This window comes from Saccharothrix sp. ST-888 (assembly GCF_000955975.1).
Lineage (GTDB): Bacteria > Actinomycetota > Actinomycetes > Streptomycetales > Streptomycetaceae > Kitasatospora.
Genome location: NZ_JYJF01000141.1, coordinates 1 through 15,161, shown reverse-complemented (window position 1 = coordinate 15,161; position 15,161 = coordinate 1). Strand labels below are relative to the sequence as shown.

10 protein-coding genes are annotated in these 15,161 nt (G+C 69.9%); 9 read left to right on the top strand and 1 reads right to left on the bottom strand.

The window, feature by feature from the left end; all coding sequences use genetic code 11:
- Positions 1-3,296, bottom strand: a 3,296-nt coding sequence (locus UK12_RS29615) for a type VII secretion protein EccC (protein WP_045306275.1), incomplete at its 3' end; no start/stop codon positions are given.
- A 528-nt stretch (positions 3,297-3,824) separates the two neighbouring features.
- Between UK12_RS29615 and eccD the strand changes: the two genes are divergently transcribed.
- The 9 genes from eccD (at position 3,825) to UK12_RS29570 (ending at position 14,910) form a co-directional block, all read left to right on the top strand.
- Positions 3,825-5,282, top strand: coding sequence for a type VII secretion integral membrane protein EccD (gene eccD, locus UK12_RS29610; protein WP_045306274.1), 1,458 nt, complete (start codon positions 3,825-3,827; stop codon positions 5,280-5,282).
- Positions 5,283-5,423: 141 nt separating this feature from the next.
- The gene (gene rpsO / locus UK12_RS29605) at positions 5,424-5,714 is read left to right on the top strand and encodes a 30S ribosomal protein S15 (RefSeq protein ID WP_033222116.1); all 291 of its coding nucleotides are present in this window, start codon (positions 5,424-5,426) and stop codon (positions 5,712-5,714) included.
- 460 nt (positions 5,715-6,174) lie between these two features.
- A complete protein-coding gene (locus UK12_RS29600; RefSeq protein ID WP_045306273.1) occupies positions 6,175-8,388 on the top strand; it encodes a polyribonucleotide nucleotidyltransferase in 2,214 nt (737 codons plus the stop codon).
- A gap of 90 nt (positions 8,389-8,478) precedes the next feature.
- Positions 8,479-9,831, top strand: coding sequence for a M16 family metallopeptidase (locus UK12_RS29595; protein ID WP_045306272.1), 1,353 nt, complete (start codon positions 8,479-8,481; stop codon positions 9,829-9,831).
- 13 nt (positions 9,832-9,844) lie between these two features.
- Positions 9,845-10,591 (top strand): 4-hydroxy-tetrahydrodipicolinate reductase, encoded by a 747-nt coding sequence (gene dapB / locus UK12_RS29590; protein ID WP_045306271.1) that lies wholly within the window; start codon positions 9,845-9,847, stop codon positions 10,589-10,591.
- A 7-nt stretch (positions 10,592-10,598) separates the two neighbouring features.
- On the top strand, positions 10,599-11,057 hold the full coding sequence (locus tag UK12_RS29585; RefSeq protein ID WP_045306270.1) for a tetratricopeptide repeat protein: 459 nt from the start codon (positions 10,599-10,601) through the stop codon (positions 11,055-11,057).
- A gap of 119 nt (positions 11,058-11,176) precedes the next feature.
- Positions 11,177-11,911: an FAD-dependent thymidylate synthase gene (gene thyX / locus UK12_RS29580; protein ID WP_045306269.1), complete on the top strand. Its 735-nt coding sequence runs from the start codon at positions 11,177-11,179 to the stop codon at positions 11,909-11,911.
- 238 nt (positions 11,912-12,149) lie between these two features.
- Positions 12,150-13,049 carry a 4-hydroxy-tetrahydrodipicolinate synthase gene (dapA, locus tag UK12_RS29575; RefSeq protein ID WP_045306268.1) on the top strand — a complete coding sequence of 300 codons (900 nt, stop codon included), beginning with the start codon at positions 12,150-12,152 and terminating at the stop codon, positions 13,047-13,049.
- 121 nt (positions 13,050-13,170) lie between these two features.
- Positions 13,171-14,910 carry a ribonuclease J gene (locus UK12_RS29570; RefSeq protein ID WP_231591438.1) on the top strand — a complete coding sequence of 580 codons (1,740 nt, stop codon included), beginning with the start codon at positions 13,171-13,173 and terminating at the stop codon, positions 14,908-14,910.
- Positions 14,911-15,161: the final 251 nt, after the last annotated feature.

Here is a 15,161-nt window from a genome sequence, read left to right as displayed (position 1 = left end):
GCGAGCTCGGTCTCGTCCACACCGATGGCGACACCCAGCTCGGGGTGCTCGAAGCCCTTGGGCAGCGCGTGGCCGTCCAGGACGGCGGGCAGCATGCGCACCTGCGGCGCGCGCGGTCCGGTCCAGGCGGCGTTGACCGCCTCGACCAGGCCGGCCACGCCGGCCCCGAGGTCCTCCGTGCTGGACGAGCCGTCCAGGCGCGGCAGACCGGCCAGGAAGTGCAGCTTGGCCGCGGTGATACCGCGTCCCGGCGCGCTCGCCGGGACGTTCTGCGCGACCTTGCGGTCGATCTCGGACTCCATCGAGTCGCCGAGGCGCAGCTCGGTGCGGTTCTGCAGCAGGTCCTTGAGGGCCGGGCGGACCTCGGCGTACCGGGCGGCGGTCAGGATGACGTGGACGCCGAAGCCGAGACCGTTCTGGGCGATGTTCGAGATGATCGGTTCGAGCGCCTCGTAGTCCTGCTTGAAGGTCAGCCAGCCATCGATGATCAGGAACACGTCGCCGAACTGCTCGTCCGGCAGCTGCCCGTTGGCCCGCCGGGTGCGGTAGGTGGCGATGTTGTCGATACCGGCCGTGCGGAACAGCTCCTCACGCCGGTTGAGCACCCCCTGCACCTCGCTGATCAGGCGGCGGACCTTGTCCTGCTCCAGCTTTCCGGCGACCCCGCCGACGTGCGGCAGGCCCGCGATGCTCTGGAATCCACCGCCACCGAAGTCCAGCAGGTAGAACTGGGTCTCCAGCGGGGTGTGGGTGACCGCGAAGCCCGCCACCATGGTCCGCACCAGGGTGGACTTGCCGGAGCGCGGGCCACCGACGATCAGGCCGTGACCGGCCGCACCCGAGTAGTCCTGGTACAGCACGTCGCGGCGCTGGTCGCGCGGCTTGTCGACGATGCCGACCGGCACCACCAGGCGGCCCAGTGCGCCGAACTCCGGCGAGGTGAGGCCGCGTTCCGGGGTGACCTGGAGCGGCGGCACCAGCCCGTCGATGCTGGGTGCCTCCTCCAGCGGAGCCAGCCAGACCTGGTGCGCGGGCGGGCCCTGGCCGATCATCCGCTGCACGAAGACGTCGAGCATGGTGTCGAGCAGCGAGTCGTCGACCTCCTCGACCTCCTCCACGACCTCCTCGACCACCGGCTCGATGATCGGCACCTCGGCGGCGGTGAACAGCACCGGCTGTGCGGTGATCACCTGGCCGCCGCTGGTCCGCTGCTGGCCCGGCGGGCGGTAGGGGCCCGAGACGTACGCGGCACGGAACCGCTCCATCACGTCGGAGCCGAACTTCAGGTAGCCGACACCGGGGATGGGCGGCAGGTGGTACGCGTCCGGCACACCGATCGCGGCCCGCGACTCGGCGGCCGAGAAGGTCCGCAGACCCAGCCGGTAGGAGAGGAAGGTGTCCAGACCGCGGAGCTTGCCCTCCTCCAGTCGCTGCGAGGCGAGCAGCATGTGCATACCCAGCGAACGGCCGATGCGGCCGATCTGGATGAACAGGTCGATGAAGTCCGGCTTGGCGGTGAGCAGTTCGGAGAACTCATCGATGATCATCAGCAGCGAGGGCAGCGGGTCCAGGGCCGCACCGGCGGCGCGGGCCCGCTCGTACTCGTTGATGTTGGCGTAGTTGCCCGCGGCGCGCAGCAGCTCCTGGCGGCGGTTCATCTCGCCCTCGATCGCATCGCGCATGCGGTCGATCAGGGTGGCTTCGCCCTCGAGGTTGGTGATCACCGCCGCGGTGTGCGGCATCTCCGCCATACCGGCGAAGGTGGCACCACCCTTGAAGTCGGCGAGGACCAGGTTGAGGACCTCCGAGGAGTGGGTCACGGCAAGCGCCAGCACGATGGTGCGGAGCACCTCGGACTTGCCGGAACCGGTGGCGCCGACACACATGCCGTGCGGGCCCATGCCCTGCAGCGAGGCTTCCTTGATGTCCAGCCAGACGTACTCGCCGTTGGTGCCGACACCGAGCGGGACCCGCAGCTTCTCGGCCATCGGGCGCGGACGCCAGTGCCGGGCCGGGTCGAAGGCACCGGGGTCGCCGGTGCTCATCATCTCGGTGAAGTCCATGCTGACCAGCGACGGGTCGCCGTCGTCACCGCCGGCCGAGACCCGGAACGGCGCCAACTGGCGCGCCAGCGCCTCCGACTGCCAGGCGGACAGGGTGTCGGGAGCGCCCGAGTAGGAGGCCCCGGAGGCGGACTCCAGCAGCAGCCGGTCCTTGGTCAGCGAGATCACCAAGTGCCCGCTGGGCTCGTCCATTTCACCCGGGACGACCTCGATCACGGTGACGCCCTGCACACCCTCGGCCCCGGCCAGCACCGAGTCCGGCGGCACCGAGGCGCCATCCATGATCACCACGATGTGCGGCTGGTCGGGAGAGGGGACGGCATCCCTGGAGAAGCCCTTGCGGCCCGCCAGTTCGTTCTCCAGCAGGTACTCCAGCTCGCCGAGCCCGGTCGCGATCAGGCGGCGGGAACCCGCGCCGTCGCTGTCCTTGCGGTGCTGGGTGTGCGGCAGCCACTTGGCCCACTCCCACTCGTCCACCGCGCCGGGCGCGGCGGCGACCGCGACCATCAGGTCGTCGGGCGAGTGCAGGGTGGTCAATTGGGCGATCATCGCCCGGACGTTGCCGTACACGGTGTCCGGGTCGCCGCAGACGGTGATGTGGTAGAAGGCGCGCAGCGAGACCGCCAACGGCAGGTCCTGCAAGGTGCCGTGCGCGGTGAGGAAGTTCTTCATCGCGGCGGCGGCCAGCGGCTCCAGCTCGTCCAGCGGCGCGGTCTGCGGCGCCACCAGCGGAGTGGACAGTTGCTGCGGCCCCCGGCCGAGCCGGATCTGCGCGAAGTCCGGGTCGCCGGGCCTGCGTTCCCACAGCCGGCGCCCCTCCGCCACGATCGACCACAGCTGGTCGGGCTCGGGGTGCAGGAACAGCTGCGCACCGCGCTGGCGCTCGGCGGTGCGGCGCACCTGGCGGCGCATCTGCTGCAGGTACTTCAGGTAGTCGCGGCGCTCGTCCGCGGTGCCCGCACTGCCGCCCTTGCGCGCCTTGATGACCTGCGCCACCGCCATACCCGCGGTGGAGGCGATCATCAGGACGCCCATCATCTTCATCGGGCCCTGGGCACCGGGAGAGAAGAGGAACGCCGCAGAGCCACCCATGCCGAGCATCGGCAGCAGGGACATCAGCCAGTCCTCGCCGCCCGACCTGGGTAGCTCCGGCGGAGGCACCAGCTCCACCGGCTCGTCCGGCACCACGGGCGGATACGCCCGCGCCGGACGCTTGACGGTAACCACACTCATGCGACCTCCTCGCTTCGCTCGTCGGCCGCTTCGCGAAACTCGCACCTTCTAACGGTTCGCTCGCTCACTGGCATCAGCCCTCACGCACTGGATACGTACGGGTGAGAGCGCCCCGTGTGATGACGCCGCCCCCGCTCCGCCGACCGCAAGCGCTCCAGGGTCGCGCGTATCCGCCCCCGTACGCCTTGCGCAGGGGCCGATCCTACTGGTCTGCTCGGACCGTACGACCACAGGGGCGAGGCCTTGCCGGTCGTAAAGAAAAGGGTGATCCGCCGTCACCCTTCGTCCACAGGTCCACCGGGGCGCCGATACGGCCCGGGGCCGGTGGGAGTGCCGGGCCCGCTGGCGGTAGGGTAACGCCGCGCCAATTCTCATCCGGGTCGTGCGAGTTCCGGCCCGATGGGATCGGGCCAAGCCGACGAACGGCCAGTCAACAAGGGGGAGAGCGCCCGTGAGCGAGCTCTGCGAGCGAACCATCAGAAGCTGCGCGCTGCGCGAAGCGCCCGCCGAGCCCTGCGAGGCGAGCGCATGAGCGCAAACGCTACGACCGGATTCTGCCGGGTCACCGTGGTGGCGCCGGACAGCCGGATCGACGTCGCACTGCCGGAGGACGTGCCGCTCGCGGACGTCTACCCCGAGGTGCTGCGGCTCTCCGGCCAGACCCAGATGGACGGTGCGCCGACCGGCTTCCACCTGGTCCGCCGCGACGGCACGGTGCTGGACAGCGGCCTGCCGCTGGCCGCCCAGCAGGTGCGCGACGGCGACCTGCTGAGCCTGCGCCCGTTCGCCGAGTCGCTGCCGCCGGCCGTCTACGACGACGTGGCCGACGCCATCGCCAGCGCCGTCGAGGAGGACCGCCGCTTCTGGAGTCCCGAGCTGATGCGGGCCTTCGGCCTGATCGGTTCGACCGTGCTGCTGGTGCTGCTCGGTTTCGCGCTCTGGTTCTCCGGCCTGCGCCACGACATGCACAGCCTGCCGGGCATCCTCTCCGGCGTGACCGCGGTCGTCCTGGTCGCCTTCGCCGCGATCCGCGCCCGGGTCTACGACGACCACGACGCCGGTCTCGCGCTCGGCCTGGGCGCGCTGCCGCACACCCTGATCGCCGGCAGCGGCGTCATCGCGGTCGCGCACACCGGCGACGGTCCTGGCCGGCTGCAGTTCCTGGTCGGCTGTGTGGCCGTCCTGGTGGTCTCGGTGCTGCTGGTCGGCCTGCTGCCGGAGAAGGACTCGGTCTTCGTCGCCTCCTCCTTCCTCGCCGCCGCCGGCACGCTGGCGACCTTCGCGGGTGTCCTGCTCTCCGGCACCCCGGCCACCCACATCGCCGCCGTCACCGGTGTCGCCGCCATCGCGGTGATCGGTGTGCTGCCCGCACTGTCCGCCCGCTTCGCCCGGCTGCCCGTCGGCTTCAGCGCCCCCGGCCAGGCCCGCACCCGCAGCCGCGACTTCGCCGAGGACACCAACCGCGCCGAGGCCCTCCAGTACGAGCGGATCGCCCACCAGGCCCGTCGCGGCCACGAGGTGCTGGTCGGTCTGGTCGGCGGCTGCGCCGCGGTGCTGGTCGGCTCCTGCACCGTGCTCGGCTTCAGCGACACCATGTACGGCGAGCTGCTGGCGCTGGCGGTCGGTGTCTCGACCATGCTGCGGGCCCGGCTGTTCCGCTACACCGCGCAGGTCTTCAGCCTCACCATCGCCGGCCTGGCCGGCCTCGGTCTGCTGATCGTCGGCCTGTCGCTGCACACCCCGCTGTTCATCGTGAAGGCCGCCAGCTCCACCGCGGTCGACCTGCGCACGGTCTGGCTGGCGGCCTCGATCGCCTTCGGTGCCGCCGTGCTGACGGCCATCGCGCTGGTCGTGCCGCGGCTCGGCGTCTCGCCGTTCTGGGGCCGGATCCTGGACATGGTGGACGGCCTGATGCTGATCTCGCTGGTCCCGCTGGCCCTTGCCGTGCTGGACATCTACGGCCTGGTCCGCGGCGCCACCAGCTGACACCGAGGACCGCGCCGAGCGCCCGCCTCCGCCCCGCTGCCAGGGTGGACGGCGGGCGCTGGTACGCTTGGGCCGTCCGAGTTCTGTCAGATCCTGTGCCTCCTACCAGGATCGCTCGGGCCAGAACCTGAAGGAGATGCAGTGGCTCTCGCCGCCGACGTCAAGAAGCAGATCATCGCCGAGTTCGGCCAGAAGGAGGGCGACACCGGCTCCCCCGAGGTCCAGGTGGCCATGCTCTCCCGCCGTATCTCGGACCTGACCGAGCACCTCAAGTTCCACAAGCACGACCACCACTCGCGTCGTGGTCTGCTGATCCTGGTCGGTCAGCGCCGTCGCCTGCTGCAGTACCTGGCCAAGAAGGACATCGAGCGCTTCCGTGCGCTCGTCGACCGCCTGGGCATCCGCCGCGGTGCCGCCGGCGGCGCCCGCTAAGTCCGCCGTGAGGGGCGGCTCCCCTTCCCGGGGGGCCGCCCCTTGCTGCATCCCCGCGCAGCGCTCCGCAGTGAGCGCGGCGGGAACTCGCTACGAGAGTCCTTTCCACACGCGTGGTAATGGCGGGCTCTGTAGGGTGTGAATTTGTAAGGTGAAGGGCATGCCCGGTCATGGTGTCGTGAAGACGCCGGGAGAACCGGGGCAGCGACATCACCGAGTGGGCCGCTGGCTTCAAACGGAAGCCGCCCGCGTCCCAAGGAGCGTCCACACGCGACCGCCGACCAGCTGGCCGAGAGGCGCCGGTCCTCGGTAGTGGCCGCCGGGGAGTGCCAGGCCGTCCAGGTGACGGTGCCGGCGACCCGGAGGCTTCGATCGAAGACCGGCCCAGACTGCCCGGGCCACAGGTAGGCAAAGCGCAGGGGCGCTCCTCGGGAGACGTACGAAAGAGGAGATCTTCCAGGTGGAAGAGAACGTGTTCTACGCCGAGGCCGTCATCGACAACGGCAGCTTCGGCACCCGTACCATCCGCTTCGAGACCGGCCGCCTGGCCCGTCAGGCCGCCGGCTCCGCCGTGGCCTACCTGGACGACGACACCATGGTGCTGTCGGCCACCAGCGCGTCCAAGCAGCCGAAGGAGCACTTCGACTTCTTCCCGCTGACGGTGGACGTCGAGGAGCGGATGTACGCCGCGGGCCGGATCCCCGGCTCGTTCTTCCGTCGTGAGGGCCGGCCCTCCGAGGACGCGATCCTCACCTGCCGCCTGATCGACCGCCCGCTGCGCCCGTCCTTCGTCAAGGGCCTGCGCAACGAGGTCCAGGTCGTCTGCACCGTCATGGCGCTGAACCCGGACCACCTGTACGACGTGGTGGCCATCAACGCCGCCTCGGCCTCCACCCAGCTGGCCGGTCTGCCGTTCTCCGGCCCGATCGGTGGCGTCCGCGTCGCCCTGATCAACGGCCAGTGGGTGGCCTTCCCGACCCACAGCGAGCTGGAGTCGGCCGTCTTCGACATGGTCGTCGCCGGTCGCGCCCTGCCGGACGGCGATGTCGCGATCATGATGGTCGAGGCCGAGGCCACCGACAAGACCATCAAGCTGGTCGCCGACGGCGCCGAGGCCCCGACCGAGGAGATCGTCGCCGCCGGTCTCGAGGCCGCCAAGCCGTTCATCAAGGTGCTGTGCGCCGCGCAGGCCCAGCTGGCCGCCCAGGCCGCCAAGCCGACCGGCGAGTTCCCGGTCTTCCTGGACTACCAGGAGGACGTGCTGGCCGCCCTGACCACCGCGGTCAAGGACGAGCTCGCCCAGGCGCTCACCATCGCCGGCAAGCAGGAGCGCCAGAACGAGCTGGACCGCATCAAGGCGATCGCCGCCGACAAGCTGCTCCCGGAGTTCGAGGGCCGCGAGAAGGAGATCGGCGCCGCCTACAACGCGCTGACCAAGAAGATCGTCCGCGAGCGCGTCATCAAGGACAAGGTCCGCATCGACGGCCGCGGTGTCACCGACATCCGCACCCTGGCCGCCGAGGTCGAGGCCATCCCGCGGGTGCACGGTTCGGCGCTGTTCGAGCGTGGCGAGACCCAGATCCTGGGCGTCACCACCCTGAACATGCTCCGCATGGAGCAGCAGCTCGACACGCTCTCCCCGGAGACGCGCCGTCGCTACATGCACAACTACAACTTCCCGCCGTACTCCGTCGGTGAGACCGGCCGCGTGGGTGCGCCCAAGCGCCGCGAGATCGGCCACGGCGCCCTGGCCGAGCGCGCGCTGCTGCCGGTGCTGCCGACCCGCGAGGAGTTCCCGTACGCCATCCGCCAGGTCTCCGAGGCGCTCGGCTCCAACGGCTCCACCTCGATGGGCTCGGTCTGCGCCTCGACCATGTCGCTGCTGAACGCCGGTGTGCCGCTGAAGGCCGCCGTCGCCGGTATCGCCATGGGCCTGATCTCGCAGGAGATCGACGGTGAGACGCACTACGTCACCCTGACCGACATCCTGGGTGCCGAGGACGCGTACGGCGACATGGACTTCAAGGTCGCCGGTACCCGCAACTTCATCACCGCCCTCCAGCTGGACACCAAGCTGAACGGCATCCCGGCGTCGGTGCTCGCCGCCGCGCTGAAGCAGGCCAAGGACGCCCGCCTGCACATCCTCGACGTGATGAACGAGGCCATCGACGCGCCCGACGAGATGTCGCCGAACGCGCCGCGCATCATCACCATCAAGATCCCGGTGGACAAGATCGGTGAGGTCATCGGCCCCAAGGGCAAGATGATCAACCAGATCCAGGAGGACACCGGCGCCGAGATCACGATCGAGGACGACGGCACCATCTACATCGGTGCCGCCGACGGCCCGGCCGCCGAGGCCGCCCGCACCACGATCAACCAGATCGCCAACCCGACCATGCCGGAGGTCGGCGAGCGCTACCTGGGCACCGTGGTGAAGACCACGACCTTCGGTGCGTTCGTCTCGCTGATGCCGGGCAAGGACGGTCTGCTGCACATCTCGCAGATCCGCAAGCTCGCCGGTGGCAAGCGCGTGGAGAACGTCGAGGACGTGCTCGCGGTCGGCACCAAGGTGCAGGTCGAGATCGCCGAGATCGACCCGCGCGGCAAGCTCTCGCTGATCCCGGTCGTCGAGGGCGAGGAGGGCGGCGAGGCCGCCACCGCGTCCGAGTGACGGCTCGCAGCTAGCTGACTCCCGCGGCCCGCACGCCTCGCTGAGCGTGCGGGCCGCACCCTGTTGTTCCCACGTACGGAGGTACCCGCGTTGGCTCAGGCCTCGGCGGCAACGCAGCGACCCGGCACCACCCGCACCCTGCTCAAGGGCGCCGACGGTGCCGGCACGGTGCGCCGCACTGTCCTTCCCGGCGGCCTGCGGGTCGTCACCGAGACCCTGCCGACGGTTCGCTCGGCGACCTTCGGCATCTGGGTCGGAGTCGGCTCCCGGGACGAGACCCCGGTCCTCAACGGGGCCACCCACTACCTGGAGCACCTGCTCTTCAAGGGCACCGCCCGGCGCAGCGCGCTGGACATCTCGGCAGCCCTGGACGCGGTCGGCGGCGAGATGAACGCCTTCACCGCGAAGGAGAACACCTGCTACTACGCGCGGGTGCTCGACACCGACCTGCCGCTGGCCATCGACGTGGTCTGCGACATGGTCACCGGCTCGCTGATCCGCGAGGAGGACGTGGAGGCCGAACGCGGCGTCATCCTCGAGGAGATGGCGATGGCGGAGGACGACCCGGGTGACGTGGTCCACGACCTGTTCGCCAAGGTGATCTACGGCTCCTCGCCGCTCGGCCGGCCGATCCTGGGCACCCAGGAGACCGTGACGAACCTCAGCCGCGACCAGATCGCCGGGTTCTTCCGCCGCCGCTACAAGCCCGAGCAGCTGGTCGTCGCGGCGGCCGGCAACATCGACCACAAGAAGGTCGTCCGACTCGTCGAACGCGCCTTCGCCCCGGTCCTGGCCGGTGCCACCGGCCACCCGGCCGAGCTGCCCAGGGCCGTCAAGGCGCTGCGCACCGCCGGGAAGGTCGAGGTGCTCAACCGTCCGACCGAGCAGGCCCACCTGGTCCTCGGCCTGCCCGGCATACCCCGCCACGACGAGCGCCGCTGGGCCCTGGGCGTGCTCAACGCGGCCCTCGGCGGTGGGATGAGCTCCCGCCTGTTCCAGGAGGTCAGGGAGAAGCGCGGTCTCGCGTACTCGGTCTACTCGTACTCCACCTCGTACGCGGACAGCGGCCTCTTCGGGATCTACGCCGGGTGCCAGCCCAAGCGGGTCGAGGAGGTGCTGAAGATCTGCCGCGCCGAACTGGCCAAGGTGGTGGAGGACGGCATCACCGCCGAGGAGCTGCACCGGGCGATCGGGCAGATCTCCGGCTCCACCGTGCTCGGCATGGAGGACACCGGCTCGCTGATGAACCGGATCGGCAAGGCCGAACTCTGCTACGGGCACCACCTGTCCGTGGACGAGATGCTGGCGAAGATCGCGGCGGTCACCCTGGATGACGTCCGGGCGGTGGCCCGTGATGTGCTGGGTGCGTACCGGCCCTCGCTCGCGCTGATCGGTCCGATCAACGACAAGCGGGCGGCCGCACTCGCCGACCTGCTGCACTGAGAGGGTTACTGAGATGACGCTGCGCGTTGCCGTGATAGGGGCCGGGGGACGGATCGGTTCGGAGGCGGTCAAGGCGGTCGAGGCCGCCCCCGACCTGGAGCTGGTCGCCACCCTGGGCCGCGACTCCGCGCTGGAGGAGCTGACCCGGGCCGGTGTTCAGGTCGCGGTCGAACTGACCCACCCCGACTCGGTGATGGGCAATCTCGACTACTGCCTGCGCAACGGGATCCACGTGGTCACCGGTACCACCGGCTGGACCGACGAGCGGCTGGCCACCGTGCGCGGCCAGCTGGCCGAGAGCCCGGGGACCGGTCTGCTGATCGCGCCGAACTTCTCCATCGGCGCCGTCCTCGGCATGCAGTTCGCGCAGGCGGCGGCCAAGTACTTCGAGTCGGTCGAGATCGTGGAGCTGCACCACGACCGCAAGGCGGACGCCCCTTCGGGCACCGCCACCCGCACCGCGCAGCTGATCGCCGCCGCCCGCACCAGGGCCGGCCGGGAACCGCAGCAGGACCCGACCACCCACGCCCTGGAGGGCGCGCGCGGCGCCGACGTGGACGGGGTGCCGGTGCACGCGGTGCGGCTGCGCGGCCTGCTGGCCCACCAGGAGGTGCTGTTCGGCGACACCGGCGAGACCCTGACGATCCGTCACGACTCGCTGCACCACAGCTGCTTCATGCCGGGCATCCTGCTCGGCGTGCGCAAGGTGGTGGACCACCCGGGCCTCACCTTCGGCCTCGAACACTTCCTGGACCTGTGAGCCCCGAATGACCTCGCGCACCGGTTTCTTCCTGCTCTCCGGCGTCCTGCTGCTGGTCGCCGTCATCTGCGTCGGCGAGGGCGTCCAGCTGATCGCCACCGGCAAACTGCTGGGCATCGGCATCGGCCTCTGCGCCTTCGTCATCCCCGCGATCGGGGTCTGGTTCCTGCGCCAGACCATCCGCTTCGGCCGGGCCAGCGAGCGGCTCGCCCGCGAGCTGGAGGCCGAGGGCGGGCTGCCGGTGGACGAGCTCAAGCGCACCTCGGGGGGCCGGATCGACCGGGCTTCGGCCGACGCGGTCTTCGCCAGGCGCAGGACCGAGGCCGAGGCCGCGCCGGGCGACTGGCGGGCCTTCTTCCGGCTCGCCGTCGCCTATGCGGACGCGGGCGACGTGCCGCGCGCCCGCAAGGCGATGCAGCACGCCATCAAGCTGCGTGAGGCTTTCGACTCGGTGGCGGCGGGCTAGGCTGTCGCCGTCACAGACGGCTCATCTCAGGAGGATCTTCGCGTGAGCGAGCGAAGCGAGCGGACAACCGGGCGGGACGCGTTTCGCGACGCGACCGCCGAGCGCAGCGAGGTGGGCGCATGAGCGACGGACTGGGTCTGACCCCGCAGTTCCGCAGCGACGTCAGCGTCGAGCTGGTGCGCAGTGCCGCGGCCGACTCCGACGTGATCTGGGCGGCGCGCGTCTCCACCGCGGGTGAGCAGTCCCTGGAGGCCGTCCAGCAGGACCCGGAGAAGTCCAAGGGACTGATCAACTTCCTGATGCGGGACCGCCACGGCACCCCCTTCGAGCACAACTCGATGACCTTCTTCATCAGTGCGCCGATCTTCGTCTTCCGCGAGTTCCACCGGCACCGCAGCGGCTGGTCCTACAACGAGGAGTCCGGCCGCTACCGCGAGCTGGAGCCGGTCTTCTACGTTCCCGGCGAGGACCGCAAGCTGATCCAGCAGGGCCGCCCCGGCAAGTACGAGTTCGTCGAGGGCAGCCCGGAGCAGCACAAGGTCGCGACCGAGGCCATGGAGTCCTCGTACCGCGCGTCCTACCAGGCCTACCAGGAGATGCTCAACGCCGGTGTCGCCCGTGAGGTGGCCCGCGCGGTGCTGCCGGTCGGCCTCTTCTCCTCGATGTACGCCACCTGCAACTCCCGGTCGTTGATGCACTTCCTCTCGCTGCGTACGAAGAAGGAGAACTCGGCGGTTCCGTCCTTCCCGCAGCGCGAGATCGAGATGGTCGCCGAGCAGATGGAGGCGGCCTGGGCCCAGCTCATGCCGCTCACCCATGCGGCGTTCGAGAAGCACGGCCGCGTCGCGCCCTGACCTGGGCGGATAGGCATATGGGCGGGTCGCCTGGCATGTCTGGATTGCGGCTTTTCAAGGCGCTCCCTAGGCTCAAAACCACGGATTCCGGTGCTGCTTGAACCCCCGAGCAAGCAGCACCGGAATCCCATGTCAGGGCCCGCTGCCCGCCCGCCGAAACCCCTGCGGAACAGCACACCTGTCCGAACCCTGGACCGGCCTGGTAGTCCCCCGGCCGCCTACGAGTAGTTTTGGACGCATGGCTCCGACCTCCACCCCTCAGACTCCCTTCGGCCGGGTCCTGACCGCGATGGTGACCCCGTTCACCGCAGACGGCGGACTCGACCTCGACGGCGCACAGCGCCTGGCCGCGCACCTCGTGGACTCCGGCAACGACGGGCTGGTACTCAACGGCACCACCGGCGAGTCCCCGACCACCTCCGACGCGGAGAAGGCCCAGCTGGTCCGCGCCGTGGTGGAGGCGGTAGGGGACCGGGCCCACATCGTCGCGGGCGTCGGCACCAACGACACGCGGCACAGCGTCGAACTCGCCCACCAGGCCGAGGCGGCCGGCGCCCACGGCCTGCTGGTCGTCACGCCGTACTACAGCAAGCCCCCGCAGGAGGGCCTGTACCAGCACAGCGTCACGATCGCCGACGCCACCGAGCTGCCGGTGATGCTGTACGACATCCCCGGCCGCGCCGGAGTCGCCCTCAGCACCGAGACGCTGGTCCGGCTCGGCGAGCACCCGCGGATCGTCGCCAACAAGGACGCCAAGGGCGACCTCGGCGCCGCCAGCTGGGCGATCGCCCGCAGCGGCCTGGCCTGGTACTCCGGCGACGACATCCTCAACCTGCCGCTGCTGTCGGTGGGCGCGGCCGGTGTGGTCAGCGTGGTCGGCCACGTGGTCGCCGCCGAGCTGCGCACCATGATCGACGCCTACCTGGCCGGCGAGGTCGGCAAGGCCACCGCGATCCACCAGAGCCTGCTGCCGGTATTCACTGGCATGTTCCGCACCCAAGGCGTCATCCTCAGCAAGGCGGCACTGGAACTCCAGGGCCACCCGGCCGGACCGCTGCGCCTGCCGCTGATCTCCGCCACGCCGGAGGAGATTGCCCGACTGAGGCTGGATCTCGCCGCCGGCGGGGTACACCTGTAGCAGACACAGACGTGCGCGCCCCGGCTCGCCGGGTCCCTCGTGGGCCCGCCGCTGGACCGGACCGAAGGCGCGAGAGCACCAGGACCTGAAATATAGGAAGCCATCGAAGCACGCACGCCATATGTCTTCCGGGGGAGAACCCCAGGCATATGGCGTGCGCCGTGAGGAGAGTCTTTTGAGCCACCCGCATCCCGAACTCGGCGCGCCACCTGCCCTGAAGGAGGGCGCCCTCCGCATCACCCCGCTCGGCGGCCTCGGCGAGATCGGCCGCAACATGACGGTCCTCGAGTACGGGGACCGCATGCTGATCATCGACTGCGGCGTCCTGTTCCCCGAGGACGAGCAGCCCGGCGTGGACCTGATCCTGCCGGACTTCAGCTACATCCGGGACCGCCTGGACAAGGTCGACGGCATCGTCCTGACCCACGGGCACGAGGACCACATCGGTGCCGTCCCGTACCTGCTCCGGGAGAACCCGGACATCCCGCTGATCGGTTCGAAGCTCACCCTCGCCCTGATCGAGGCCAAGCTCGCCGAGCACCGGATCCGCCCGTACGTCCTGGAGGTGGTGGAGGGTCAGCGCGAGCGGATCGGCCCCTTCGACTGCGAGTTCATCGCCGTCAACCACTCCATCCCGGACGCGCTGGCGGTAGCCGTGCGGACGCCCGCCGGCATGGTCGTCGCCACCGGCGACTTCAAGATGGACCAGCTGCCGCTCGACGGCCGCCTCACCGACCTGCCGACCTTCGCCAAGCTGGCCGAGGAGGGCATGGACCTGCTGCTGGTGGACTCCACCAACGCCGAGGTCCCCGGTTTCATCCCGCACGAGCGCGATATCTCGGCCGCCCTGCGCAACGTCTTCGCGAACGCCGACCGCCGCATCATCGTGGCCTCCTTCGCCAGCCACGTGCACCGCATCCAGCAGGTGCTGGACGCGGCCCACGAGTACAAGCGCAAGGTCGCCTTCGTGGGGCGCTCGATGGTCCGCAACATGGGCATCGCGCGTGACCTGGGCTACCTGAAGGTCCCGGGCAACCTGATCGTCGACGTGAAGACCCTGGACGACCTCCCGGACAAGGAGGTGGTGCTCATCTGCACCGGCTCCCAGGGCGAGCCGATGGCGGCGCTCTCCCGGATGGCCAACCGCGAGCACCAGATCCGCATCGTCGAGGGCGACACCGTGGTGCTCGCCTCCTCGCTGATCCCCGGCAACGAGAACGCCGTCTACCGGGTCATCAACGGTCTGACGCGTTGGGGCGCCAAGGTCGTGCACAAGGGCAACGCCAAGGTGCACGTCTCCGGCCACGCCTCCGCCGGTGAGCTGCTCTACTTCTTCAACATCTGCAAGCCGCGCAACCTGATGCCGGTCCACGGCGAGTGGCGCCACCTGCGGGCGGCGGCCGACCTGGGCATCGCGACCGGTGTGCCGCGCAACCGCACGGTCATCGCCGAGGACGGCGTCTGCGTGGACCTGGAGAACGGGGTCGCCCGCATTGTCGGCAAGGTCCAGGCCGGTTACGTCTACGTCGACGGCTCGTCGGTCGGCGACATCACCGAGGCCTCGCTCAAGGACCGTCGCATCCTCGGCGAGGAAGGCTTCATCTCGGTCTTCGTGGTCGTCGACTCCAGCAGCGGCAAGATCGTGAGCGGCCCGACCATCCAGGCCCGCGGCTCCGGCATCGACGACGGTGCGTTCGCCCCCGTCGTGGCCAAGCTGGAGGAGGCGCTGACGAAGTCGGCGAACGACGGCGTGCTGGAGGTGCGGCAGGTCCAGCAGCTGGTCCGGCGCACCATCGGCAAGTGGGTGGCGGACAACTACCGCCGCCGGCCGATGATCCTGCCAGTCGTGGTCGAGGTCTGATCGACTGCCACGGTTTGACGTGGGGCGGCCCGGTGCGTAATGTTCTCCGGGTTGCCCCACGGGCGGCCGGAAGTTCTCGAACGAAATTCGAGAGCGGAAAGCGGGTCGGAAAACTCTGCTAGAGTTCGGGAGCGCCGAAAGGCGAAAGCAAATCCGATGAATGAAACTCCGGAAAACGGAGCGGAAAACATCTGATAAGCTGGAAACACGAAAGAACGAAGCGCCCGGAGGGCCCGCTGGAAGGCGGCCTG